Genomic DNA, 22,009 nt, shown 5'->3' with positions numbered 1-22,009 from the left:
GTCCTGCGGGCGTACGACGTGCCGGGCATTGGGTACGTCGTGGGCGACGTCGCTCATCGCGTGGAGGCACAGTGTTCGAGGGATTCGAGGAGTTCACCGTCACGACCGGCCACGGCACGGTGTTCGGGCGCCGCGGCGGGTCGGGCGCGCCGGTCTTGTTGCTGCACGGAATCCCGCAGACCCACGTCATGTGGCGGCTGGTCGCGCCGGAGCTGGCCCGCGAGTTCTCCGTCGTGGTCACCGATCTCCGCGGTTACGGGTCCAGCGACGCTCCCGGAGGCGACCCCGAGCACGCCGAGTACGCGATGCGCGAGTTGGCCCGCGACCAGGTCGAGGTGATGGACCAGCTCGGCTACCGGACCTTTTGCGTCGCGGGCCACGATCGTGGCGCACGCTGTGCCTATCGAGCGGCACTGGACCATCCGGAGCGCATCGACGCGCTGGCGGTGCTGGACATCATCCCGATCGCCGATGCCTTCGCGCGTGCGAACCGGGACTTCGCGATCGGGTACTGGGTCTGGTCGTTCCTCGCCGCACCCGCGCCGCTCCCGGAGCGCCTCATCGCCGGTGATCCCGATGCCTTCGTCGACCACCTGCTCGACGACTGGGCCGACCGGCCGGAGGTCTTCACCGAAGACGTCAGAGCGGCCTATCGAGCGCAGTTCCACGACCCGTCCCGCGTACACGCCATCTGCGAGCAGTACCGCGCCGCGGTGACGCACGATGTCGTCCACGATGAAGCCGACAGACTCGGCGGCTTCAGCTGCCCGGTGCTCGCTCTGTGGAGCGACAGCGGCGCGGTCGCGAGGTGGTACGACCCGCTCGAGGTCTGGCGCGCATGGGCCCGAGACGTCAGTGGCGCGGCGGTCCACGCCGGACACTTCCTCGCCGAGGAAGCACCGGAGGAGACGACGCGCCTGATCGTAGGCTTCCTCAGGTCGATTCCGCAGCGGGCGGACGCGCCGAGCACCGGCGCTCAGAGGGCGCCGGGCTGGACCAGACCGCTCTCGTAGGCGTAGACGGCGGCCTGGACGCGGTCGCGCAGCCCCAGCTTCGTCAGGACGTTGCCGACGTGGGTCTTCACCGTCGTCTCCGAGACGACCAGCTCGGCGGCGATCTCGGCGTTGGAGTAGCCGCGCGCCACCAGCGTCAGCACCTCGCGCTCGCGGTCGGTGAGGTGGCGCAGATTGGCCGGCGTGGGGGAGTCCGTGGCGGGGAAGCGGCTGGCGAACATGTCCAGCAGCCGCCGGGTGATGCTCGGCGCCACGACGGCGTCGCCGCGCGACACCGTCCGGATCGCCGTGACGAGGTCCTCGGCCGGCACGTCCTTGAGCAGGAATCCGCTGGCGCCGGCCCGCAGCGCCTCGACGACGTACTCGTCGAGGTCGAACGTGGTGAGGACGAGCACGCGCGGCGTGGTCTCGCGGGCCGCGCCGGTGATCTGCCGGGTCGCCTGCACGCCGTCGACCCGCGGCATCCGGATGTCCATCAGCACGACGTCGGGCTGCAGCGCCCGCGCGTCGGCGACAGCCTGCTCGCCATCGCCGGACTCGCCGACCACCGCGATGTCCGCCTCCGCCTCGAGGATCATGCGGAAGCCGGTGCGCAGCAGCGGCTGGTCGTCCACCAGCAGGACCCGGATGGGCTGAGCCGTCATCGTGACACCGTTCCGTGCTTGCCGGTCACGTTCCTCGATTCGTTCGCCCCGCTGGGGGCTTCATTCCTCGGCTGTGGGCGGGGCTCACTCATCTCGTCACCGTTCCGTTGCCGTCGTACGGGATCTTCGCCCGCACCTCGTAGCCGCCGCCGCGGCGTGGTCCGGCCGCGAGGGTTCCACCATAGAGGGCCACCCGCTCGCGCATGCCCAGCAGTCCGTGGCCGGGCCGGCGCCCCTCCAGCGCTGCCGCGACGCCGCGGCCGTCGTCGCAGATCTCGACGTGCACCTCCGACGGCAGGTACCGGACGTTGACGGCGGCCGTGGAGGGGCCGGCGTGCTTGATGGTGTTCGTCAGCGCCTCCTGGATGACCCGGAACGCGGCGAGGTCGACGCCGACGGGGACCGCGCCCGGCTCGCCATCGATGGTCACGTCCACCGGCAGCCCGGCGTCGCGCATCTGCTCGGCCAGTTGGGCGAGGTCGCCGAGCCCCGGCTGCGGCGCCAGCGTGGCCGGCTGGGCGCCGCGGTCGTCGCCGTCGGGGCTGCGCAGGACACCGACGACACGGCGCATCTCCGCCAGCGCGGACCGGCCGATCTCTTCGATCGCCGCCAGCGCGTCGGCCGTGCGGTCGACGTCGCGGTGCAGCGAGCGCCGTGCGCCGGCAGCCTGCACCGTCATGACGGACACGTGGTGCGCGACGACGTCGTGCAGCTCACGGGCGATGCGCGAGCGCTCCTCGGCGATGGCGGCCCGCACCTCGACGTCGTTGGCGCGCTCCAGACGGCGGGCGCGGTCCTCCAGCTCGGCCGTGTAGAGCCGCCGGCTGCGTACCGCCCGCCCGATGCCCCAGGCGCCGAGGATGAGCAGACCGCTGATGACGACGTTCGCAGGCACGTCCATCGATTGCTCGGGATGCCGGCCGGCGCTCGCCGCGGCGTAGGCGCTGGACGTGGCGATATGCGCGGCCGTGACCAGCAGCGAGGACGCCAGCCCGGCGTAGTTGGCCGCGCTGTAGACGGCGATCAGGAGGACGGCGGCGGCCGTCGGCATGGCGTAGTCGACGCCGACGAACGCCAGCATCCCGGCGGCCGTGCCGAGCCCGACCGCGACGGGATACCGCCGCCGGACGATCAGCGGCGCGGTGATGGCCAGCACCAGCACGACGCCGAACGCGTCGGGATCCGCATAGTCGACGCCGCTGGGATCGGTGTAGACGAACAGCGCGACGACGCCCGTCACCGCCAGGACGATCGTCATCGACGCGTCCAGCAGCCACGGTTCGATGCGTGGGAAGAGCTTGGCGCGGGCCGTCGTCACACGATCAACGGTAGGCCGCCGCACACCGGCCGCGGCTCGTCCTGGACGGCGAGCTGTGGTCTCCACCGGCAGGAGGATCCCGGCCAGGCGGCCCGTTGGCCTGCCCGACTGGTTCGCCCGGCCGACTGGTTGACTCGGCCGACTGCTTGACCGGGCGCTCCGTTGGTCGGGCGAACGTGCGTCGGATTCTGTACCGTTCGCCGTCCCCCTGCTGCCCCATTCTCTTGCCGCGAACGCGCGCCTCAAGTCCGCAGATGGGGTCGCTTCGCGACGACGAGGCGGACTTGACCCGCGCGCCCGCGGTCAAGAACGGGCAGCTATCAGGGGACGGGCGAGTCGGGGCACACCTCAAGGCCACCTGGCGTGGTTCGGTGTGCCGTTGGTGCTTGTGGACAGCGATGATCATCAACCATTCCGTACGTCGCTAGGCGTTCTCCCGCTCTACCACGAATGCATGCCTGGTGAAGCGGGAGAACGCCTGGTGATGGACCCCGAATCGTCGGTGAAGTCTCACCACGTGGACACCGGCGAACGGTGCACGGCGGGCTGTGCCCGCTCTTCCCCCGGTCCCCTGATAGCTGCCTGTACTTAGGCCGCGTGCGCGCGGGTCAAGCGGTCATCGCCGGCGCGGAGCGCCCAAATAGTCCGCTTGAGGCGCGCGTGCGCGGCCAAGAGAATGGGCAGCAGGGGGGACGGCCAACGCGCCAATCCCCGCCAACGCGGCCACCCCCGGCGTACGAGACACGACCGACGCACGGAACGGGTCGACAGCCGCAATTGATCACGTTCGCTACGTAATCTCGTGTCGGACTACGCCTGCAATCGTGGTGACGCTGGGGAGATCCTCGTGATCCCCCGCCAACGACAGCGAACTCACACCGTCGCGTTGATCATGGAGGAATCGGGGTTCCGCGGTACTGTGAACCCCGATTCCTCCATGATCAACATCGTGGCGGGTCGTGCGGAAGTACGGGCGCCCGGCCGAGCGCGCGTCAGGCGTCGACGGGGGAGGTGCGGGGCGAGGGGGCCTCGTCGTCGTCCGTGGTGTCGACGCGTTCCGGGAGCGGCGGCGGGGTGCCGCCGTAGGCCGGGCAGAGCGCCTGGTGCGAGCACCAGTCGCACAGCCGGCTGGGGTTGGCCCGCCAGTCGCCGGTCGCGGCGGCCCGCTCGATGGCCGCCCACAGCGCGGCCAGCTTGCGCTCCGTCGCCCGCAGGTCGGCCTCGTCGGGCTCGTACCGCAGCAGCTCACCGCTGCCGAGATAGATCAGCTGCAGCAGCCGCGGCACCCGCCCGTGCAGCCGCCACAGCACCAGCGCGTAGAACCGCATCTGGAACATCGCCCGCTGCTCGAACCCGGCCCGCGGCGCCTTGCCGGTCTTGTAGTCGACGACGCGGAGGTCGCCCGAGGCCTCCGCGCGGTCGAGGCGGTCGACGTAGCCGCGCAGGCGCAGCCCGGAGTCGAGCGTCGTCTCGACGTACAGCTCGCGCTCGGCCGGCTCGAGGCGGCGTGGGTCCTCGAGCGCGAAGTACCGCTCGACGAGGTCTTCGGCGCTGGTCAGCCAGGCCGCGAGTGCCGAGCCGTCCTCGTCGTCGGCGAACAGCTCGGCCACCGCGGGCTCGGCCGCGAGCAGCTCGTCCCACGCCGGCCGGACCATCCCGGTCGCGCGGCCGGGCGTCCGTTCGCCGGCCGGGAGGTCGTACAGCCGCTCGAGCACGCTGTGCACGACGGTGCCGCGGGTGGCCTCGGAGCTGGGCGGCTCGGGCAGCCGGTCGATGGTGCGGAAGCGGTAGAGCAGGGGGCAGGTCATGAAGTCGGCGGCGCGCGACGGCGACAGGCTCGGCACGCGCTCGGCCCCGGGGTCGTCGTCCCCGAGGGCGGTGCGCGTCCGGATGGTCATATTCGTGACTGTAGATCACGCCACCGACAGAGCCGGGCGGCACACGCCGCCATCCCGGCCACGTAGCCTTGGATCATGGCAACCGGTCGTGGACGGCAGCTGAGTCTCGGACGCATCGCGGGCATCCCCGTCTACGTCAGCCCGACCTGGTTCCTTGTGGCCGCCGTCATCACGCTCGGCGGTCGTGACATCGTGCTCAGCTACCTTCCCGAGCTCTCCGACGGCGGCGCCTACCTGGTCGCGTTCCTGTTCGCCGTGCTGCTGTACGTGTCGGTGTTCGTGCACGAGCTCGGTCACGCGCTGACGGCGCTGCGGCTCGGCCTGCCGGTGCGTGGCATCACGCTGCACTTCCTCGGGGGCTACACCGAGATCGAGCGCGACGCGCCCACGCCGGGCCGCGACCTCGTCGTGTCGGCGGCCGGCCCGCTGCTGTCGCTGGTGCTCGGCGGGCTCGGCCTGCTGGCCAGCACGGCCATCGACGACCGCGTCCTGACCTTCCTGGTGTGGGAGCTGGCGGTCGCCAACCTCATCGTCGGCGTCTTCAACGTGCTGCCCGGCCTGCCGCTGGACGGCGGGCACATGCTGCGCGCGGCCGTCTGGCGGGTCAGCGGCGACGAGCACCGCGGCACCGTCGTGGCGGCCCGGTCCGGCCAGGTGCTGGCCGGGCTCGTCCTGGTGCTCCCGTTCCTGCTCAACGGCGGCCGGCCGGAGCTGTTCAGCATCATCTGGGCCGGTCTGGTGGCCGCGCTCCTGTGGAGCGGCGCGACGCAGGCGCTCGACGTCGGCCGCATGCGAGCCCGGCTGCCGCGTCTCGACACCCGGACGCTGGCCAGGCGGGCCGCGCCCGTCGCGCCGGACCTGCCGGTCTCCGAGGCGCTGCGGCAGGCCCGCGAGGCCAACGTCACGTCGCTCGTGATCGTCGACAGTGCCGGCCGCCCCACCGGCCTGGTGAACGAGGCCGCGGTGGCCGCCATCCCTGAGCAGCGCCGGCCGTGGGTGACGATCGGCCAGTCGTCGCGGTCGCTGCAGCACGGCCTGATCCTGCCCCTCGACGTCCGCGGCGACGACCTCCTCAAGGCGATGCGCGAGACGCCGGCCACGGAGTACCTGGTGGTCGACGCCGATGGCCGGGTCTACGGCGTTCTCGTCACGTCCGACGTCGACCACGCATTGGCCACTCGCTGAGCTGCGGGCTGACGCCGTCCGGCCGACGGTCTGTCGGCGCCGGCGGATAGCCTCACCGCTATGTCCGCGACCGAATCGTCTCGCCGCACCGGGCCCTTCCGGGTCGGCGACCAAGTGCAGCTCACCGATCCCAAGGGGCGCCACCACACCATCACCCTCGCGGAGGGCAAGGAGTTCCACACCCACAAGGGATCGTTCAAGCACGACCAGCTGATCGGCCACCCCGAGGGCTCGGTCGTCGTCTCGACCGGTGGGACGGCGTATCTCGCCCTGCGGCCGTTGTTGTCCGACTACGTGCTCTCCATGCCGCGCGGCGCGGCGGTCGTCTATCCCAAGGACGCTGGCCAGATCGTCGCCATGGCCGACGTGTTCCCGGGCGCCCGCGTGGTCGAGGCGGGAGTGGGGTCCGGCGCGCTGACGATGTCGCTGCTGCGGGCGGTCGGCGAGCACGGCATGGTGCACTCGTACGAGCGGCGGGCCGACTTCGCGAAGATCGCCGCCGAGAACGTCGAGCGGTTCTTCGGCGGCCAGCACCCGGCCTGGAAGCTCACCGTCGGCGACCTCGTCGCCGAGCTGGACGACGCCGAGGCCGACCGCGTCGTCCTCGACATGCTGGCGCCCTGGGAGTGCGTCGACGCCGCGGCGAACGTGCTGGTCCCGGGCGGTGTGCTGTGCTGCTATGTCGCCACGACGACGCAGCTGTCGCGGACCGTCGAGACCATCCGCGAGAGCAACCGGTTCACCGAGCCGGTGTCGTGGGAGTCCATGGTGCGCACCTGGCACGTCGAGGGCCTGGCGGTACGCCCCGACCACCGGATGATCGGCCACACCGGCTTCTTGGTGACGGCCCGCCGGATGGCCCCGGGCGTCATCCCGCCGCCGCGCCGCCGCCGGCCCGCGCCGGGCAACGAGGCCGCCAATGACTCGGGAACCGGCGCGTCGGCGAGCGAGTTGGGGTAAGGAGTATCCACGTCCGACGGCACCGAAAGTCAACATCTGGTCACTAGCTGATCTCCTGCGTGGCGTTCGGGCCGGGCGACTGTAAGGTCTGGCTATAGACGACCCCCTTCCGAGGAGGTGCGAGATGGCGTCGTACGACGATGGCTTCGATCACGGCCGGCGTGGGTCCGGACGCGAGCCGTCCGACATGGCCGGCGAGGTGGCCTTCCTCGAGGCACGACTGGCCTCCGTGAACGCCCAGAACGAGCGGCTGGCGGCCACCCTCCGCGAAGCTCGCGACCAGATCGTGGCGCTCAAGGAGGAGATCGACCGGCTGGCGCAGCCTCCGTCCGGATTCGGCACGTACCTGTCCAAGTACGACGACGGCACGGTCGACGTGTTCACCGGCGGCCGGAAGCTGCGGGTGGCGGTCAGCCCCGACGTCGAGCTCGACGAGCTCCGGCCGGGCCAGGAGGTCATGCTCAACGAAGCCCTCAACGTCGTGCGCGCCCTCGAGTACGAGCGCGTCGGCGAGGTCGTCATGCTCAAGGAACTGCTCGCCGACGGCGAGCGCGCCCTGGTCATCGGGCACACCGACGAGGAGCGGGTGGTGCGCATCGCCTCGCCGCTACAGGACTCCGGGCTGCGGGTGGGCGACTCCCTGCTGCTCGAGCCGCGCGCCGGGTTCGTCTACGAGCGCATCCCGAAGTCGGAGGTCGAGGAGCTCATCCTCGAAGAGGTCCCCGACATCGACTACTCCGACATCGGCGGCCTGTCCCGGCAGATCGACCAGATCCGCGACGCCGTCGAGCTGCCGTTCCTGCATGCGGAGCTGTTCCGCGAGCACGAGCTGCGCCCGCCGAAGGGCGTCCTGCTCTATGGCCCGCCCGGCTGCGGCAAGACGCTCATCGCGAAGGCCGTCGCGAACTCGCTGGCCAAGCAGATCGCGAAGCTCAAGGGGATGTCCGAGCACAAGTCGTACTTCCTCAACATCAAGGGCCCGGAGCTGCTGAACAAGTACGTCGGCGAGACCGAGCGGCACATCCGGCTGGTCTTCCAGCGGGCCCGCGAGAAGGCGAGCGAGGGCACGCCGGTCATCGTGTTCTTCGACGAGATGGACTCCCTGTTCCGCACCCGCGGCTCGGGCGTCTCCTCCGACGTCGAGAACACCATCGTCCCGCAGCTGCTGAGCGAGATCGACGGCGTCGAGAGTCTCGAGAACGTCATCGTCATCGGCGCCTCGAACCGCGAGGACATGATCGACCCCGCGATCCTGCGGCCCGGCCGGCTGGACGTGAAGATCAAGATCGAGCGGCCCGACGCCGAGGCGGCCCGCGACATCTTCAGCAAGTACCTCACGACCACCCTGCCGCTGCACCCCGACGACCTCGCCGAGCACGGCGGCGACGCCGCCGCCACCACGGCGGCCATGATCCAGCGCTCGGTCGAGAAGATGTACTCCGAGACCGAGGAGAACCGCTTCCTCGAGGTCACCTACGCCAACGGCGACAAGGAAGTCCTGTACTTCCGCGACTTCAACTCCGGCGCGATGATCCAGAACATCGTCGACCGCGCGAAGAAGATGGCGATCAAGGACCTCCTCGAGACCGGCGCGAAGGGCCTGCGGGTGCAGCACCTGCTGACCGCCTGCTTCGACGAGTTCAAGGAGAACGAGGACCTCCCGAACACGACGAACCCCGACGACTGGGCGCGCATCTCCGGCAAGAAGGGCGAGCGCATCGTCTACATCCGGACGCTCATCTCGGGCAAGCAGGGCACCGAGGCCGGCCGCTCCATCGACACCGTGGCCAACACCGGCCAGTACCTCTGAGCATCGCACCCGGCCGAGGCGCCGTCCTGCTCGATGCGGGGCGGCGCCTCCGCCGGTCGTGGCCGGCGCTGGTCGCCCTCGCGGCGGCCGGGCTGGTGGCCCGCGAGTACACGCTGGACGCCGCCGTGTGGGCGGGCCGGCACTCGGCGGTGGTCGGCCTCCTGGTGCTGGCGCTGGTGCCGCTCGGCGCGATGCTGGTCACGGTCGCGATGCTGCTGGTCATGCGGCCCTCGACGGTGCCGCGCGGCCGCCGCGCGCGGACGGTGTTCGCGGTCCTGGGCAGCCTCATCGTCCCGTTCCTTGTCGTCTACGAGCACTACGGCACGCTCGCCGAGGACCAGCGCCAGTACTACTACGAGTCCGCCCACGACGCCGCGGCGCTCGCCGTCACCACCGGCGAGTCCGCCAGCCGCGTCCCGGCCGGCGCGTCGGCGGCGGTGCTGGCGACGGCGCTCGGCGCGCTGGCGCTGCGGTCACTCGCCGGGCGGCTCTCGCGCGGGCGGCCGCGGACGTCGGCGCGGCGGACGGCGCTGCAGGTGCTGGCCGGCTACTGCGACGTCGTCTGGATCGTGCTCGGCGCCTTCGTCGTCGCGCTGGCCATCCGCGAGGGCCGGGATTGGTGGTCCGGGCGGGTGATCGCGGACCGGCTCGCGGGCTGGTGGAGCGAGCTGACGGAGCGCTTCGAGCTGCTCGACGGGCTGGCCGCCGGCCTGGCTCCGGCGACGGACCTGCTGGTCGCCGGTGTGGTCACCGGCCTGGTGGTGCCGATCTCGTGGCTGGCGTTCGGGACCGTTGTGTACGGGACGCAGCCGGCCGAGGCCGTCGCACCGCCGGCCGGACGGGTGCCGTTCCGCGTCGCGGCCCGGCTCAGCGCCCGTGTGGGCGAGCAGAACGTCGCCCGGGCCTGGCGCGCGAGTCTGGACAGCGAGCGCCGATTCGGGCCATTGGCCGGCGGGCTGGCGATGATCTGGCGGTCCGGCTGGACGTCGGCGCTGCTGTTCTGCCTGGCCTACGTCGCGGTCGGGCTGACCGGGCACCTGGTGTGGGGCGTCGCGCGGCTCGTCGTCGGCCCGGCGCCGGTCGCGGACTGGACGGCGCTGGCCGGCCCGCTGGACGCCGTCACGACGGTGCTCGTGCAGGTGCTGTCCGCGGCACTGCTGGCGGCCGCGGCCGACGCGCTGGTCAGCCGGCTGCCCGCCGCACCCGACGCGGACCTGGCGGAGGCACCCGTCACGGCACCGGCAGCTCCCAGTACTCCGGCAGCAGCTCCAGCGCACTGACGCGGACGGACTGCGGCTCGGCGTCGTCGGGCAGCAGGAAGTACACGACGCCGCCGGCCTCCGGGCCGCCGCCGCACTCCACACTGATCGACTTGTCGTCGTACGACGGCAGGTAGCGCGACCCGGACGCGTAGCGGTGGCCGTCGCCATCCTGCAGCTGGGCCGTGCAGGCCAGCGGCTCGCCGCGGTCGCCGTCGGCCGCGATCTCCGCCCGCCAGACGGTGTACCCGTCCGGCAGTGGGTCGTCCGGCAGCTCGTCAGCCGGGCCGAACGCGGCCAGCCGCAGCGAGAGCCCGCCGGCTGTCGCCCAGCCGTCGCCGCCGGGGGACCGGGCGACGTGCTCGCCGCGCGGCCACCACAGGTCCCGGGCCACCTGCGACGTCGGCCAGGCCAGTCCGGCCAGCGCGACGACCATCGCAGGCAGTGCGATCCGGTTCCGCCGCCACCACGCCCGGCTCATCCGGCCGCCGCCATGGCGTCCGATCGTCGGTGCAGGCAGACCGTGTCGTTCCTGGTGGGCGGACAGGCGGCATGAACCGACGGCTCGCGGGGACCGTCGGCCTCTGGTCGCGCGCCGGTGTCTGCCTGCCCCTCCGCGAGGTCGCGCGAACGAGGCGTCAGCGGCTCGTCGGCGGCCTCGTCCACCCGCAACGGCATTTCGGCCTCGGCCCGCGGCACCGTCCGGCCCGGGGCGTCCGGGCTGACCACCAGCGTGAACCGGCCCAGCGCGTCGGACGGCACTTCGAAGACCACCTCACCGCGCTCGGGCACCCGCGGGTCGAAGGTGCTGCCGATCATCGGGTTCGTCACACGGTTGGACGACGCGTATTCGCGGCCGCGCCGGTCCCGCAGCATCATGCCGGAGATCCCGGCCGGCTGGTCCAACGCCGCCGCAGTGACGTCCACGGCGATCCATACGCCCTCGCTGTCGAGGTCGTTCAGCCCGTCGGCCAACACCGTCGCGGCGCGTGCACCATGCACCGTCACCCGGACCGGCTCGACGTGGACCGGCTCGCCCACCTCGGCCTCGGTGACGAACGGCCCGGCTTCCGGCCACCAGGTGTCCGCCCGGGAGACGACGGCGCCGGCCGCGATCACCACGACGGTCATCGTGACCAGTCCGGCGCGGGACGGCCGCTGGGCCCTCCGGTGCCGCGCCATCACAGCTCGTCCTCCGGGTCCTCGGCGATCGCGTCACCCGCGGAGTCGTCGCGAGGGAGCGCCGTGTGCGCCGCGACGCCGCCGGGCCGCCACATCTGGCCGGCATCGATGGTGCTGTCGGAGCGCCGGGACCGCAGGTAGGTCAGGGCCAGTTCGTCGCCCGGATCGACGCCGTCGGCGACCGGCCAGAGCAGCGCCACGCGGGCGGGCAGGCCGGGCTGCAGTTGCGGCGCGAACGTGCCGCCGGCGAGCAGCAGGACGCGATCCGGCGCGCCGTCCAGCCGCAGCTCCGGCGGTAGTCGCAGCGCCGTGTCCGGGAACGTGGTCGTGGCGTCGGTGAGCGCGGTGACCTCGGCCTCGATGACCAGCCAGCCGGCCGCGCCAGCGTCCTGCAGGCTGCTGGTCGCGATGTCGTCGCGGATCGTCCACGCCTGCGCGGCCAGCCGGACCGGCCCGACGTCGACGGCGTCGCCCGGCGCGACCCTCGCGGGGGCCGGCGCGGACGCCGTCTCGAACCCGCCGATCAGGGCCGTGACCAGCACGGCGGCCGCCAGGACCAACCAGGCGGCGCGGCGCGGCCAGGTGCCGGCGAGGGCCATGGCGGCGGCGCGGACGGACGGGGGCATCGCCCGGATCATACGAGACCGCGGCCGCGTAGGGTCCCGTGGAGGGCCGTGCATACCGGCGACGACTGGGGGCCGGAGGCTCCCACGAGTCGTCGGTCGGATGTGGACGGGCAATCGTCGGGCTGCGAACTGCGGATTGGCGGATGCACGGCCCGACACATCATTGTTGGGTACATGACCACGTCGGAACGCACGATCGGCTGGGGCGTCGTCGCCACCGGCGCCATCGCCCGCAACATCGCCGGCGACCTGCGACTCCTGGAGAACAGCCGGCTGGCCGCGGTCAGCTCCCGGCTGCCCGCCCGGGCCGAGGCGTTCGCCACGGAGTTCGGTGTCGACAGGGCCTACGACGACATTCGCGCCCTGGCCGAGGATCCCGCCGTCGACGTCGTCTACGTCGCGACGCCGCACGCGCAGCACGCTCCGGTGGTCGAGTACGCGCTGAACGCCGGCAAGGCCGTGCTGTGCGAGAAGGCGTTCACGACGTCGCTGGCCGAGACCGCCCGGCTGACCGAGCTGGCCCGCAAGCGCAGCGTGTTCTGCATGGAGGCCATGTGGACGCGGTTCAACCCGCTGATCGTGCAGCTGCGGCAGCTGGTCGCCGACGGCGCCATCGGCGACGTTCGCGCCGTGACGGCCGATCTTGGCTTCGTGGCGCCCGCCGACCGCACCCACCGGCTCTGGGACCCGGTGCTCGGTGGCGGCGTGCTGCTCGACGTCGGCATCTACCCGGTCGCGTTCGCGCAGATGCTGCTCGGCGCGCCGTCCGCGCTCACCGTCGCCGGCACGCTGAACGAGCAGGGCGTCGACAGCGAGGCCGGGCTGTTCCTCACCTGGCCCGACGGTGTCCGGGCGCACCTCGACGTGTCGCTGGTGTCGCCGATCCCGGGATCCGCACTGGTCATGGGCACGACCGGACGTATCGAGGTGCCGCCGCGGTTCCACGCCGCCACCGCCATGCGGCTCGTGCAGGCACCGGCTCGCGGCGTCGAGGAGACGAAGACGTTCGAGTGGGAGAAGGAAGGCCGCGGCTACGTGCCGATGCTGCGCGCCGTCGCCCAGGCCGTCCGCGAAGGGCGCACCGAGTGCCCGGAGATGCCGCTCGCGCACACCGTCGAGATCGCGGACATCTTGGACCAGGCGCTGGCCGGGCTGGGCGTCCGGTATCCCGAGGCCGCACCGGTCGAGTCGCTGCGCTGAGCCGTGGCCGGGCTAAGGGTCGAGCCGCTCACCGAGGCGCTGTGGCCGGCGTTCGAGGAGCTGATGGCCGACAGCGGGGGACCGGCGGCGCGCTGCTGGTGCATGGGCTGGCGCATCGGCCCGGCCTACCGGAAGCGCGAAGCGGCCGAGAACCGGGCCGACTTCCGGGCGGTGGTCTCGGCCGGTCCGCCACCCGGTCTGCTGGCGTTGCAGGGTGAGACGCCGGTCGGCTGGTGCCAGGTGACGCCGCGGGCGGCCGTCCCGGCGGCGGATCGGCCGTGGCGGATCCGGCCGGTCGACGACGTCCCCGTCTGGGCGATCACCTGCTTCTACATCCGCAAGCGGCACCGCCGGCAGGGCGTCACGTCGGCGCTCGTCGAGGCCGCCGTGGCGTGGGCGCGTGATGCCGGCGCGCCCGCCGTCGAGGCCTACCCGCTCGACGGCGCCGTGTCACCCAGCGCGACCAGTACCGGCTACGCCTCGACGTTCCTTCGGGCGGGGTTCACCGAGGTCGCGCGGCGCTCGCCGGAGCGGCCGATCCTGCGACTGGAGTTGCCCTGACGGCGTCGGCCGCGTGGTGGACGGCGGTCGCTGCCGTAGGCTCGTGACATGAGTGCCCGGCGCATCATGGGGATCGAGACCGAGTACGGCATCTCGGTGCCCAGCAATCCTGCGGCCAACTCCATGCTGGCCTCGTCGCAGGTGGTCAACGGCTACGCGGCGCAGCGCGCGCACGCGCGGCGGGCGCGGTGGGACTTCGAGGAGGAGAACCCGCTGCGCGACGCCCGCGGGTTCGAGCTCTCCCGCGGTGGTGCCGATCCGAGCCAGCTCACCGACGAGGAGATCGGGCTGGCCAACCTCATCCTCACCAACGGCGCGCGGCTCTACGTCGACCACGCCCACCCGGAGTACTCCTCGCCCGAGGTCACCTCGCCGCGCGACGCCGTCATCTGGGACAAGGCCGGCGAGGCGATCATGGGCGTGGCGGCCAGCTGGGCCGGCCGGCTGCCCGGCGCGCAGCCCATCCAGCTGTACAAGAACAACACCGACAACAAGGGCGCCTCGTACGGCTGCCACGAGAACTACCTGATGAACCGGTCGACGCCGTTCGCCGACATCGTCCGGCACCTCATCCCGTTCTTCGTGTCGCGGCAGGTCATCTGCGGCGCCGGCCGGGTCGGCATCGGCCAGGACGGCAGCGGCCACGGCTTCCAGATCTCCCAGCGCGCCGACTACTTCGAGGTCGAGGTCGGCCTCGAGACGACGCTCAAGCGGCCGATCATCAACACCCGCGACGAGCCGCACGCCGACCCGGAGCGCTACCGCCGCCTGCACGTCATCCTCGGCGACGCGAACCTCTCCGAGATCTCGACGTACCTCAAGCTGGGGACGACCGCGCTGGTCCTGGCCATGATCGAGGACGGTTTCCTCGGCGGCGACCTCGCGGTGTCGCGGCCGGTGGGCGCGCTGCACGACATCTCCCACGACCCGACGCTCAAGCACGTCGTCGAACTGGCCGACGGCCGCCGCCTCACCGCCGTCCAGCTGCAGACCGAGTACGCCGAGCAGGCCCGCAAGTACGTCGAGGACCGCTACGGGGCCGACGCCGACCCCGTCACGGCCGACGTCCTGGCCCGCTGGGAGAGCACCCTGCAGGCGCTGGCCACCGACCCGATGTCGCTGTCCGACCAGCTCGACTGGGTGGCGAAACTGTCGCTGCTGCAGCAGTACCGCGACCGCGACGGCATGGACTGGACGCACCCGAAGCTGCACCTCATCGACCTGCAGTACGCCGACATCCGGCCGGAGCGCGGCCTCTACCGCCGGCTCGTCGCCAAGGGCCGCATGCAGCGCCTCATCACCGACCAGGAGATCGACGACGCCGTCCACCTGCCGCCCGAGGACACCCGGGCGTACTTCCGCGGCCGCTGCCTCGACAAGTACGCCGAGTCCATCGCGGCGGCGTCGTGGGACTCGGTGATCTTCGACCTGCCCGGCCGCGAGGCGCTGCAGCGAGTGCCCACGCTCGACCCCAACCGCGGCACCAAAGCCCACGTCGGCGACCTGCTCGACCAGTGCGACACCGCCCTCGATCTGGTCAGCGCCCTGACATCGCGCTGAGCCGGGGAGCGCGGCAGATCGCTGGGGGTGCGTCGTTCGATGATCAACGCGACGGTGTGAGTTCGGTGTCGTTGGGCGGGGCGACCACGAGGATTTCTCGAGCGTCAACACGGTTGCAGGCGTAGTGCGACACGAGATTTCGTGGTGAACGTGATCGCGGCGGCGGCTTCGCTGTCGGCGTAAGTCGGAAATCTCTGGCCCGATCCGGTGTCCCGGGGCGGCACGATGTCACCACTCCTGGATAGGGTCGTTCTCAAGGCGACCAGGTGGAGGTTGGCGATGGCGCGTGAGACGACCGGTGGTCACAAGCAGACCCGGAAGAACGAGGACGTCGAGAACACCGAGGCGACCGAGGCGAGCGAGGAGCTCAAGGAGCGGCAGGACAAGATCGACGACGACGTCGACTCCATCCTCGACGAGATCGACGAGGTGCTGGAGGAGAACGCCGAGGACTTCGTCCGGTCGTTCGTGCAGAAGGGCGGAGAGTAAGTGGTTGATGTCTCGCGTATCGGCAGCCTGCCGGCGGAGTTCCTGACTGCGGGGACGTCGTCGTTCACCGAGTTCCTGCGGCAGCACTCGCCCGAGTTGCTGCCGGGAAACCGGGTCCCGGCGGGCGCCGATCTGGGGGGCCTGACCCCGCACGCCACCACGCTGGTGGCCACCACGTTCGTGGGCGGGGTGGTCATGGCCGGCGACCGGCGGGCCACCATGGGCAACATGATCGCCCAGCGCGACATCCAGAAGGTGTTCCAAGCCGACGAGTACTCCGCGGTCGGTATGGCGGGCGCGGCCGGGCTGGGCCTGGAGCTCATCCGGCTGTTCCAGCTCGAGCTGGAACACTACGAGAAGATCGAGGGCACGGTGCTGTCGCTCGAGGGCAAGGCCAACCGGCTGTCGCATATGATTCGCGGCAACCTGGGCATGGCCATGCAGGGCCTGGCGGTCGTGCCGCTGTTCGCCGGCTACGACCTCGGCACCGGCAGCGGCCGCATCTTCTCCTACGACGTCACCGGCGGCCGGTACGAGGAGCACCAGTTCTTCTCGGTCGGCTCCGGCTCGGTGTTCGCCCGCGGAGCGCTGAAGAAGCTCTATCGCGACGATCTCACGGCCGACGACGCCATCGCTGTCACCGTCCAGGCGCTGTACGACGCCGCCGACGACGACTCCGCGACCGGCGGGCCCGATCTGCAGCGGCGCATCTTCCCCATCGTGGCGGTGGTCGACGACGCCGGCTACCGGCAGCGGGACGAGCAGGCCGTCGCGCAGATCGTCGAAGAGGTCGTCGCCGGCCGCGACGTCCGGCCCGACGGTCCGGTCGCGCCGCTGCGCTGACCCCGTCCCCACCCCCAGCTCCCCGCCGTACGAGAGGACCCATCGGTGTCGATGCAGTTCGGATACGTCTCGCCCGAGCAGATCATGAAGGACCGGGCCGACTACGCCCGCAAGGGCATCGCCCGCGGCCGGTCGGTCATCGTGATCCAGTACGCGGGCGGCATCCTGTTCGCCGCCGAGAGCCCGTCGCCGTCGCTGCACAAGATCAGCGAGATCTACGACCGCATCGCGTTCGCCGCGGTCGGCAAGTACAACGAGTTCGAGATCCTCCGCCAGGCCGGGGTGCGGTTGGCCGACCTGCGCGGATACTCATACGACCGCGTCGACGTGTCGGGCCGGGCGCTGGCCAACGTGTACGCGCAGACGCTGGGCACCATCTTCACTCAGGACCCCAAGCCGTACGAGGTCGAGCTCGTGGTGGCCGAGGTCGGCCAGACCACTGACGCCGACCAGATCTACCGCATCACCTACGACGGCTCGGTCTGGGCCGACAGCGGTTTCTCCGTCATGGGCGGGGCCGCCGAGCAGGTCGGCCAGTACGTCAGCGAGCACTTCACGAAGGGCGCGTCGTTGGAGGGCTCGCTGCGGCTGGCCGTCGACGCACTGGGCCGCGACACCGACGAGCCGCGGCAGCTGGCGACGTCGTCGCTCGAGGTCGCCGTCCTCGACCGCGAGCGGCCCCGGCGCCGGTTCCGCCGCCTCACCGGGCCGGTCCTTGACTCGTTGCTCGCCCGTGGCGGTTCCGAGACCTCACCGCAGCCCGATTCCGAGGGCTCGGGCGACTAGGCTCGAACCATGGATCGCCGCATCTTCGGTCTCGAGAACGAGTACGGCGTCACGTGCACGTTCCGCGGGCAGCGGCGACTGTCACCCGACGAGGTCGCCCGTTACCTGTTCCGCCGGGTCGTTACGTGGGGCCGCAGCAGCAACGTCTTCCTGTCCAACGGCGCGCGGCTCTACCTCGATGTCGGCAGCCACCCGGAGTACGCGACGCCCGAGTGCGACAGCATCACCGACCTCGTCACCCACGACAAGGCCGGTGAGCGGGTCCTCGAGGGCCTGCTGGTCGACGCGGAGAAGCGGCTGGCCGAAGAGGGCATCGCCGGCGACGTCTACCTGTTCAAGAACAACACCGACTCCGCCGGCAATTCCTACGGCTGCCACGAGAACTACCTGGTCGGCCGGCACGGCGAGTTCTCCCGGCTGGCCGACATCCTGATCCCGTTCCTGGTCACCCGGCAGATCATCTGCGGCGCCGGCAAGGTGCTGCAGACGCCGCGGGGCGCGGTGTTCGCCGTCAGCCAGCGGGCCGAGCACATCTGGGAGGGCGTCTCCAGCGCCACCACCCGCAGCCGGCCCATCATCAACACCCGCGACGAGCCGCACGCCGACGCCGAGCGCTACCGCCGGCTGCACGTCATCGTCGGCGACTCCAACATGAACGAGTGCACCACCCTCCTCAAGGTCGGCGCCACTGACCTCGTGCTGCGCATGATCGAGGCCGGCGTCGGGCTGCGCGACATGACCCTGGAGAACCCCATCCGGGCCATCCGCGAGATCAGCCACGACCTCACCGGCCGGCGCAAGGTCCGGCTGGCGGGCGGCCGCGAGGCGTCGGCGCTGGAGATCCAGGAGGAGTACTTCACCAAGGCCCGCGACTTCGTCGAGCGGCGCGAGCTGGCCACGCCGGCCATCCAGCGGGTGCTGGAGCTGTGGGAGCGGACCATCAAGGCCATCGACTCCGCTGACCTCTCGCTGGTCGAGAACGAGATCGACTGGGTGACGAAGTACCGCCTCATCGAGCGCTACCGCGCCAAGCACAACATGACGCTGACCCACCCGCGGGTCGCGCAGCTCGACCTCGCCTACCACGACATCCACCGCGGCCGCGGCCTGTACTACCTGCTCGAGAAGCGCGGCCAGGTGCAGCGAGTGGCTCGCGACGTCGAGATCTTCGAAGCCAAGTCGGTGCCGCCGCAGACCACCCGGGCGAAGCTGCGCGGCGAGTTCATCAAGCGGGCCCAGGAGCGCCGCCGCGACTTCACCGTCGACTGGGTACACCTGAAGCTCAACGACCAGGCGCAACGTACGGTGTTGTGCAAGGACCCGTTCCGGTCCGTCGACGAGAGGGTCGCCCGCCTCATCGAGGGCATGTGAGCGTAAGCTGCCTGCCGCAGCCCGTTCAGGTACTTCTCAGGTGCAGCGCATAGGGTTGCCGTTTCGACCGGAACTCAACACAGCCCGCGAATAGATGAAGGACTAGTTCACCGTGCGCAGACGACAGGCTCTGGCCGCTCTGATCGTGTCATCCGCCCTCGCACTCTCGGCGTGTGGGAGCGACGACGGCGGCGACGGCGACTCGACCGCCACCACGGACCTGGGCGTCGAGGTCTCCGGCGCGCCGGGCGAGAAGCCGACCCTCACCATCCCCGACGAAGACCCGCCGGAGGACCTGCAGATCGAGGTCCTCGACGAGGGCGACGGCCGCGAGGTCGGCGAGAACGACGTCGTCGTCGCGAACTACCTGGGCCAGACCTGGGAGCCGCGGCCGCCGGCCGCGGAGACCCCCGCCGAGACGCCCGCCGAGACGCCCGCGGAGACCCCGGCCGAGGGCGATGTCGGCGGCGCCACCACGCCCGAGGGCGAGGCCAGCGCCGACCCGTCGGCCGACTCCGGCTCCGGCGAGGCCGAGCCGTATGTCTTCGACAACTCCTACGACCGCGGCAGCGCTGCCAGCTTCTCGCTGAACCAGGTCATCCCGGGCTGGAAGGACGGTCTGACGGGCCAGATGGTCGGCTCCCGCGTCCTGCTGTCGATCCCGCCCGACCAGGGCTACGGCGACCAGGACGGCCACGACCTGCAGAACGACACGCTGGTGTTCGTGGTCGAGATCGTCGACTCGATCGACCCCACCGCGCACGCGTCCGGTGAGCCCGTCACCGACGTCCCCGAGGGCCTGCCCACCGTCACCGACGGCGAAGACGGCGCCGCTCCGACCCTGAGCTTCGAAGGCGCGACGCCGCCGGAGACCTCCGACTCCACGCTGGTCGTCAACGGCGACGGCGAGGAGCTGGGCGCAAACCTCGTGGTCAACATGGTGCAAGCGTCCTATCCCGACGGCGCCGACGTCATCACGACGTGGGACGAGGGCCAGGCGCCGCTCACCCTGGCCGCCGAGCAGCTGGCCGGCATCCCCGGCCTGGCCGAGGCGCTCACCGGCGCCACCGTCGGCAGCCGCGTCGTCAGCCGCATCTCGGCCACCGACAACGCCAACCCGGAGACCGGCGAGGCGGGCACACCGCTGGTGCTCGTCATCGACGTCATCGGGAGCTACTGATGGAACGGCCCGAGATCGACTTCGTCGGCGGCGAGGCGCCGGCGGACCTGCAGATCACCGACCTCACCGTCGGCGACGGCGACGAGGCCACGCCGGGCGCGACCGTCCTCGTCCACTACGTGGGCGTGGAGTTCGAGACCGGCGAGGAGTTCGACGCATCCTGGAACCGCGGTGCGCCGATCGAGTTCCCGCTGCGCGGCCTGATCAAGGGCTGGCAGGACGGCATCCCCGGCATGCGCGTGGGCGGGCGTCGTCAGCTGGTCGTCCCGCCCGACCAGGCCTATGGCCCGGCCGGCGGCGGTCACCGGCTGTCCGGCAAGACGCTGATCTTCGTGATCGACCTGCTCGCCGTCAAGTAGCGGCCGAGCGCCGTTGAAACTCCCGTCACCTCGCCCGGGTGACGGGAGTTCGCGCGTTCCGGGGGCAACCTTTCCGGCGGCGGCGGTGTCTGGAAGGGTGTGCGCAACGACGGATTCGATGAGTTCGTGGCCGGGTGGTCCGCCCGGCTGCTCCGCTCGGCGTACCTGCTGACGGGGGACCGCGGCCTGGCCGAGGACCTCGTGCAGGACGTCTACGAGCGGCTGTACGTGGCCTGGCCGCGGGTAGTCGACCCGGCGGCCTACGCCCACCGGGCGCTCACCCGGCAAGCGATGAACCGGTGGCGGATGCGGTCGCGGCGGCCCGCGGAGTCGGCGTACGGCATCGAGCACGACCGGCCGGACCACCGGCCCGACGCCGCCGCGGCGTACACCGAACGCGCCGTCGTGGTCGCCGCGCTGCGGAACCTACCGGCGCGCCAGCGTGCAGTCGTGGTGCTGCGGTTCTTCGCCGATCTCTCCGAGGCTGACACCGCGGCGGCGCTGGGCTGCTCCGTCGGCACCGTGAAGAGCCAGACGGCGCGCGCACTGGCCAGGCTGCGCACGGTGCTGCCCGCCGTCGATGACACCCACCTCACCCCGGAGGCACGCTCATGACCCGCGACGAGAACGCTCTACGCGCTGCCCTGACGGCTGCGTCGGTTTCCGTGGACCCCGCGCCGGATGTGGTGCGCCGCGCCCGCGACGGCGGCCGCCGACGGCTGCGCAGGCACCGTGTCCAGGTGGGAGCGGCCTCGGTCCTGACGGCGGCGGCCGTGGTCTCTGGCGTGGTGCCGCTGCTCGGCGGCCCGGAGACGACGACGCCCCAGCCCGCCGCGCCAGTGCCGGCTGAGCTGCCGACCGGGGTCGACGAGGGCTGCGAGGACCTGCCCGGCTACGGCTACCAGATCACCCCGGCGGAGTTGCCTGACGAGCTCAGGCTGCTGTGGCCGGACGACGGGCGAATGGACGTCGACGAAGCCTGGCCGCGGATGGAGACGGGTGCGTGCAGCGGCGAGCTGAGCCTGGCCGGTGTGGACGACGACGGCGTCATCGAACGGCTGGCCGTCGTGTTCGGGCCGGCGCCGGCCGACGTGGTGCCGGCCGGGACCGCGCCCGGCACGCTGGTGCCCGGGCCGGAGGACCACGAGGCGGGTCGGCGTGACGTCGCATGGCTGCTGCCGGACGGCCAGCAGCTGCGGATCGACGCGGACGGATTCACCCCCGCGGAGCTGGAGGCTCTGGCGGCCGCGGCCACCCTGACTGACGGCGCCGTCGACCTGGGCGGCTGGCCGGCGGAGATGGGACTGGAGTACGTGGGCGAGTCCGGGCCCGCGCGTTCGACCTGGTACTCCTGGGAGGTCGCGGGCCCACAGGGGTCGCTCAGCGTCCAGACGGGGTCGGGCGGCATCTACGGCTGGGGGCTGGTCGGCGATCGGATCGTCGACGTCGACGGGCGGCCGGCCGTGCTGCGGGGCACGGACCGCGTGGTGTGGTCCCCGGCGCCCGGTGCGATCGCGTCGCTCACCGTCGCCGAAGGGCTGGATCCGCTGGACGTGGCCGTCACTGTCGGCCCGGTGCCCGCCGACGACCCGCGGGTGGCCGCTGCCGTCGCCGCCGTGCCGGGAGAGACCCCGTCCGGGCCGGAGGAGACGCCGGCGACCCCGTGACACGCCTCGCCCGCCCGGATGAGTTGATCACGGAGAAATCGGGGTTCCCGCGCAGGCGGAACCCCGATTTCTCCATGATCAACGGGCTGGGTGGGGCG

22 protein-coding genes are annotated in these 22,009 nt (G+C 71.7%); 16 read left to right on the top strand and 6 right to left on the bottom strand.

Translation table 11 applies throughout. The features are described 5' to 3' along the window. Window positions 1-71 precede the first annotated feature (71 nt). A complete protein-coding gene (locus E1262_RS26555) occupies window positions 72-1,013 on the top strand; it encodes an alpha/beta fold hydrolase (RefSeq protein WP_132107333.1) in 942 nt (313 codons plus the stop codon). Here the strand turns inward: E1262_RS26555 and E1262_RS26550 are convergent. The 3 genes from E1262_RS26550 to E1262_RS26540 all read right to left on the bottom strand — a co-directional run bounded on the left by E1262_RS26550 (window position 977) and on the right by E1262_RS26540 (window position 4,873). Next, the gene (locus E1262_RS26550) at window positions 977-1,657 is read right to left on the bottom strand and encodes a response regulator (RefSeq protein ID WP_132107331.1); all 681 of its coding nucleotides are present in this window, start codon (window positions 1,655-1,657) and stop codon (window positions 977-979) included. The two genes, E1262_RS26555 and E1262_RS26550, sit on opposite strands and share 37 nt — an antisense overlap. A gap of 88 nt (window positions 1,658-1,745) precedes the next feature. Then, window positions 1,746-2,975 (bottom strand): sensor histidine kinase, encoded by a 1,230-nt coding sequence (locus E1262_RS26545; protein WP_132107329.1) that lies wholly within the window; start codon window positions 2,973-2,975, stop codon window positions 1,746-1,748. 992 nt (window positions 2,976-3,967) lie between these two features. Then, window positions 3,968-4,873: a RecB family exonuclease gene (locus tag E1262_RS26540; RefSeq protein WP_132107327.1), complete on the bottom strand. Its 906-nt coding sequence runs from the start codon at window positions 4,871-4,873 to the stop codon at window positions 3,968-3,970. Between the two features lie 75 nt (window positions 4,874-4,948). Here E1262_RS26540 and E1262_RS26535 point away from each other — a divergent pair, with 75 nt between their 5' ends. From E1262_RS26535 to E1262_RS30595, 4 genes are all read left to right on the top strand, one after another. Next, window positions 4,949-6,058, top strand: coding sequence for a site-2 protease family protein (locus E1262_RS26535; protein ID WP_132107325.1), 1,110 nt, complete (start codon window positions 4,949-4,951; stop codon window positions 6,056-6,058). 60 nt (window positions 6,059-6,118) lie between these two features. Continuing rightward, window positions 6,119-7,018 (top strand): tRNA (adenine-N1)-methyltransferase, encoded by a 900-nt coding sequence (locus E1262_RS26530; protein ID WP_132107323.1) that lies wholly within the window; start codon window positions 6,119-6,121, stop codon window positions 7,016-7,018. 124 nt (window positions 7,019-7,142) lie between these two features. Then, window positions 7,143-8,828, top strand: a complete 1,686-nt coding sequence (gene arc / locus E1262_RS26525) for a proteasome ATPase (protein WP_132107321.1) — start codon at window positions 7,143-7,145, stop codon at window positions 8,826-8,828. A 95-nt stretch (window positions 8,829-8,923) separates the two neighbouring features. Continuing rightward, window positions 8,924-10,108 (top strand): hypothetical protein, encoded by a 1,185-nt coding sequence (locus E1262_RS30595; protein WP_162606092.1) that lies wholly within the window; start codon window positions 8,924-8,926, stop codon window positions 10,106-10,108. Here E1262_RS30595 and E1262_RS26515 read toward each other — a convergent pair. From E1262_RS26515 to E1262_RS26505, 3 genes are read right to left on the bottom strand one after another with little or no spacing between them, the layout of a single operon-like run. Continuing rightward, window positions 10,059-10,523, bottom strand: a complete 465-nt coding sequence (locus tag E1262_RS26515) for a hypothetical protein (RefSeq protein ID WP_162606091.1) — start codon at window positions 10,521-10,523, stop codon at window positions 10,059-10,061. The genes E1262_RS30595 and E1262_RS26515 overlap by 50 nt on opposite strands. Window positions 10,524-10,564: 41 nt before the next feature. Further along, entirely contained in the window at window positions 10,565-11,269 is a 705-nt protein-coding gene (locus tag E1262_RS26510; protein WP_132107317.1) for a DUF4352 domain-containing protein, read from the bottom strand. Continuing rightward, window positions 11,269-11,895, bottom strand: a complete 627-nt coding sequence (locus E1262_RS26505) for a hypothetical protein (protein WP_132107315.1) — start codon at window positions 11,893-11,895, stop codon at window positions 11,269-11,271. The genes E1262_RS26510 and E1262_RS26505 overlap by 1 nt, the downstream gene beginning before the upstream one ends. Window positions 11,896-12,069: 174 nt before the next feature. Here E1262_RS26505 and E1262_RS26500 point away from each other — a divergent pair, with 174 nt between their 5' ends. The 11 genes from E1262_RS26500 (at window position 12,070) to E1262_RS26450 (ending at window position 21,911) form a co-directional block, all read left to right on the top strand. After that, entirely contained in the window at window positions 12,070-13,095 is a 1,026-nt protein-coding gene (locus E1262_RS26500; RefSeq protein ID WP_132107313.1) for a Gfo/Idh/MocA family protein, read from the top strand. 3 nt (window positions 13,096-13,098) lie between these two features. Further along, window positions 13,099-13,656 (top strand): GNAT family N-acetyltransferase, encoded by a 558-nt coding sequence (locus tag E1262_RS26495; RefSeq protein WP_203454488.1) that lies wholly within the window; start codon window positions 13,099-13,101, stop codon window positions 13,654-13,656. 48 nt (window positions 13,657-13,704) lie between these two features. Further along, on the top strand, window positions 13,705-15,216 hold the full coding sequence (gene dop / locus E1262_RS26490; protein ID WP_203454487.1) for a depupylase/deamidase Dop: 1,512 nt from the start codon (window positions 13,705-13,707) through the stop codon (window positions 15,214-15,216). Window positions 15,217-15,495: 279 nt separating this feature from the next. Further along, entirely contained in the window at window positions 15,496-15,705 is a 210-nt protein-coding gene (locus tag E1262_RS26485) for a ubiquitin-like protein Pup (protein ID WP_132107311.1), read from the top strand. Beyond that, window positions 15,706-16,548 (top strand): proteasome subunit beta, encoded by an 843-nt coding sequence (gene prcB / locus E1262_RS26480; RefSeq protein ID WP_132107309.1) that lies wholly within the window; start codon window positions 15,706-15,708, stop codon window positions 16,546-16,548. 51 nt (window positions 16,549-16,599) lie between these two features. After that, a complete protein-coding gene (gene prcA / locus E1262_RS26475; RefSeq protein ID WP_238993066.1) occupies window positions 16,600-17,334 on the top strand; it encodes a proteasome subunit alpha in 735 nt (244 codons plus the stop codon). A gap of 9 nt (window positions 17,335-17,343) precedes the next feature. Next, window positions 17,344-18,705, top strand: a complete 1,362-nt coding sequence (pafA, locus tag E1262_RS26470) for a Pup--protein ligase (protein ID WP_119658349.1) — start codon at window positions 17,344-17,346, stop codon at window positions 18,703-18,705. 112 nt (window positions 18,706-18,817) lie between these two features. After that, window positions 18,818-19,885: an FKBP-type peptidyl-prolyl cis-trans isomerase gene (locus tag E1262_RS26465; RefSeq protein ID WP_132107305.1), complete on the top strand. Its 1,068-nt coding sequence runs from the start codon at window positions 18,818-18,820 to the stop codon at window positions 19,883-19,885. Then, window positions 19,882-20,244: an FKBP-type peptidyl-prolyl cis-trans isomerase gene (locus E1262_RS26460; RefSeq protein ID WP_132107355.1), complete on the top strand. Its 363-nt coding sequence runs from the start codon at window positions 19,882-19,884 to the stop codon at window positions 20,242-20,244. The genes E1262_RS26465 and E1262_RS26460 overlap by 4 nt, the downstream gene beginning before the upstream one ends. A 126-nt stretch (window positions 20,245-20,370) precedes the next feature. Further along, complete coding sequence (locus E1262_RS26455) at window positions 20,371-20,859, top strand: SigE family RNA polymerase sigma factor (protein WP_238993063.1); 489 nt, start codon at window positions 20,371-20,373, stop codon at window positions 20,857-20,859. Then, window positions 20,856-21,911: a hypothetical protein gene (locus E1262_RS26450; RefSeq protein ID WP_132107301.1), complete on the top strand. Its 1,056-nt coding sequence runs from the start codon at window positions 20,856-20,858 to the stop codon at window positions 21,909-21,911. Before E1262_RS26455 ends, E1262_RS26450 begins: the two co-directional genes overlap by 4 nt. The last annotated feature ends 98 nt before the right edge of the window (window positions 21,912-22,009 follow it).

The sequence above is a fragment of the Jiangella aurantiaca genome (genome assembly GCF_004349105.1).
GTDB lineage: Bacteria > Actinomycetota > Actinomycetes > Jiangellales > Jiangellaceae > Jiangella > Jiangella aurantiaca.
This window is presented reverse-complemented; position numbering and strand designations above follow the sequence as displayed.

Bases quoted from the DNA above. Each gene is read 5' to 3' on its own strand.
- E1262_RS26500 (WP_132107313.1), top strand. From the start codon at position 12,070: ATGACCACGTCGGAACGCACGATCGGCTGGGGCGTCGTCGCCACCGGC.
- arc (WP_132107321.1), top strand. From the start codon at position 7,143: ATGGCGTCGTACGACGATGGCTTCGATCACGGCCGGCGTGGGTCCGGA.
- E1262_RS26515 (WP_162606091.1), bottom strand. From the start codon at position 10,523: ATGGTCGTCGCGCTGGCCGGACTGGCCTGGCCGACGTCGCAGGTGGCC.
- pafA (WP_119658349.1), top strand. From the start codon at position 17,344: ATGGATCGCCGCATCTTCGGTCTCGAGAACGAGTACGGCGTCACGTGC.
- E1262_RS26450 (WP_132107301.1), top strand. From the start codon at position 20,856: ATGACCCGCGACGAGAACGCTCTACGCGCTGCCCTGACGGCTGCGTCG.
- E1262_RS26535 (WP_132107325.1), top strand. From the start codon at position 4,949: ATGGCAACCGGTCGTGGACGGCAGCTGAGTCTCGGACGCATCGCGGGC.
- E1262_RS26530 (WP_132107323.1), top strand. From the start codon at position 6,119: ATGTCCGCGACCGAATCGTCTCGCCGCACCGGGCCCTTCCGGGTCGGC.
- E1262_RS26550 (WP_132107331.1), bottom strand. From the start codon at position 1,657: ATGACGGCTCAGCCCATCCGGGTCCTGCTGGTGGACGACCAGCCGCTG.
- E1262_RS26505 (WP_132107315.1), bottom strand. From the start codon at position 11,895: ATGCCCCCGTCCGTCCGCGCCGCCGCCATGGCCCTCGCCGGCACCTGG.
- prcA (WP_238993066.1), top strand. From the start codon at position 16,600: ATGCAGTTCGGATACGTCTCGCCCGAGCAGATCATGAAGGACCGGGCC.
- E1262_RS26485 (WP_132107311.1), top strand. From the start codon at position 15,496: ATGGCGCGTGAGACGACCGGTGGTCACAAGCAGACCCGGAAGAACGAG.
- dop (WP_203454487.1), top strand. From the start codon at position 13,705: ATGAGTGCCCGGCGCATCATGGGGATCGAGACCGAGTACGGCATCTCG.
- E1262_RS26540 (WP_132107327.1), bottom strand. From the start codon at position 4,873: ATGACCATCCGGACGCGCACCGCCCTCGGGGACGACGACCCCGGGGCC.
- E1262_RS26510 (WP_132107317.1), bottom strand. From the start codon at position 11,269: ATGGCGCGGCACCGGAGGGCCCAGCGGCCGTCCCGCGCCGGACTGGTC.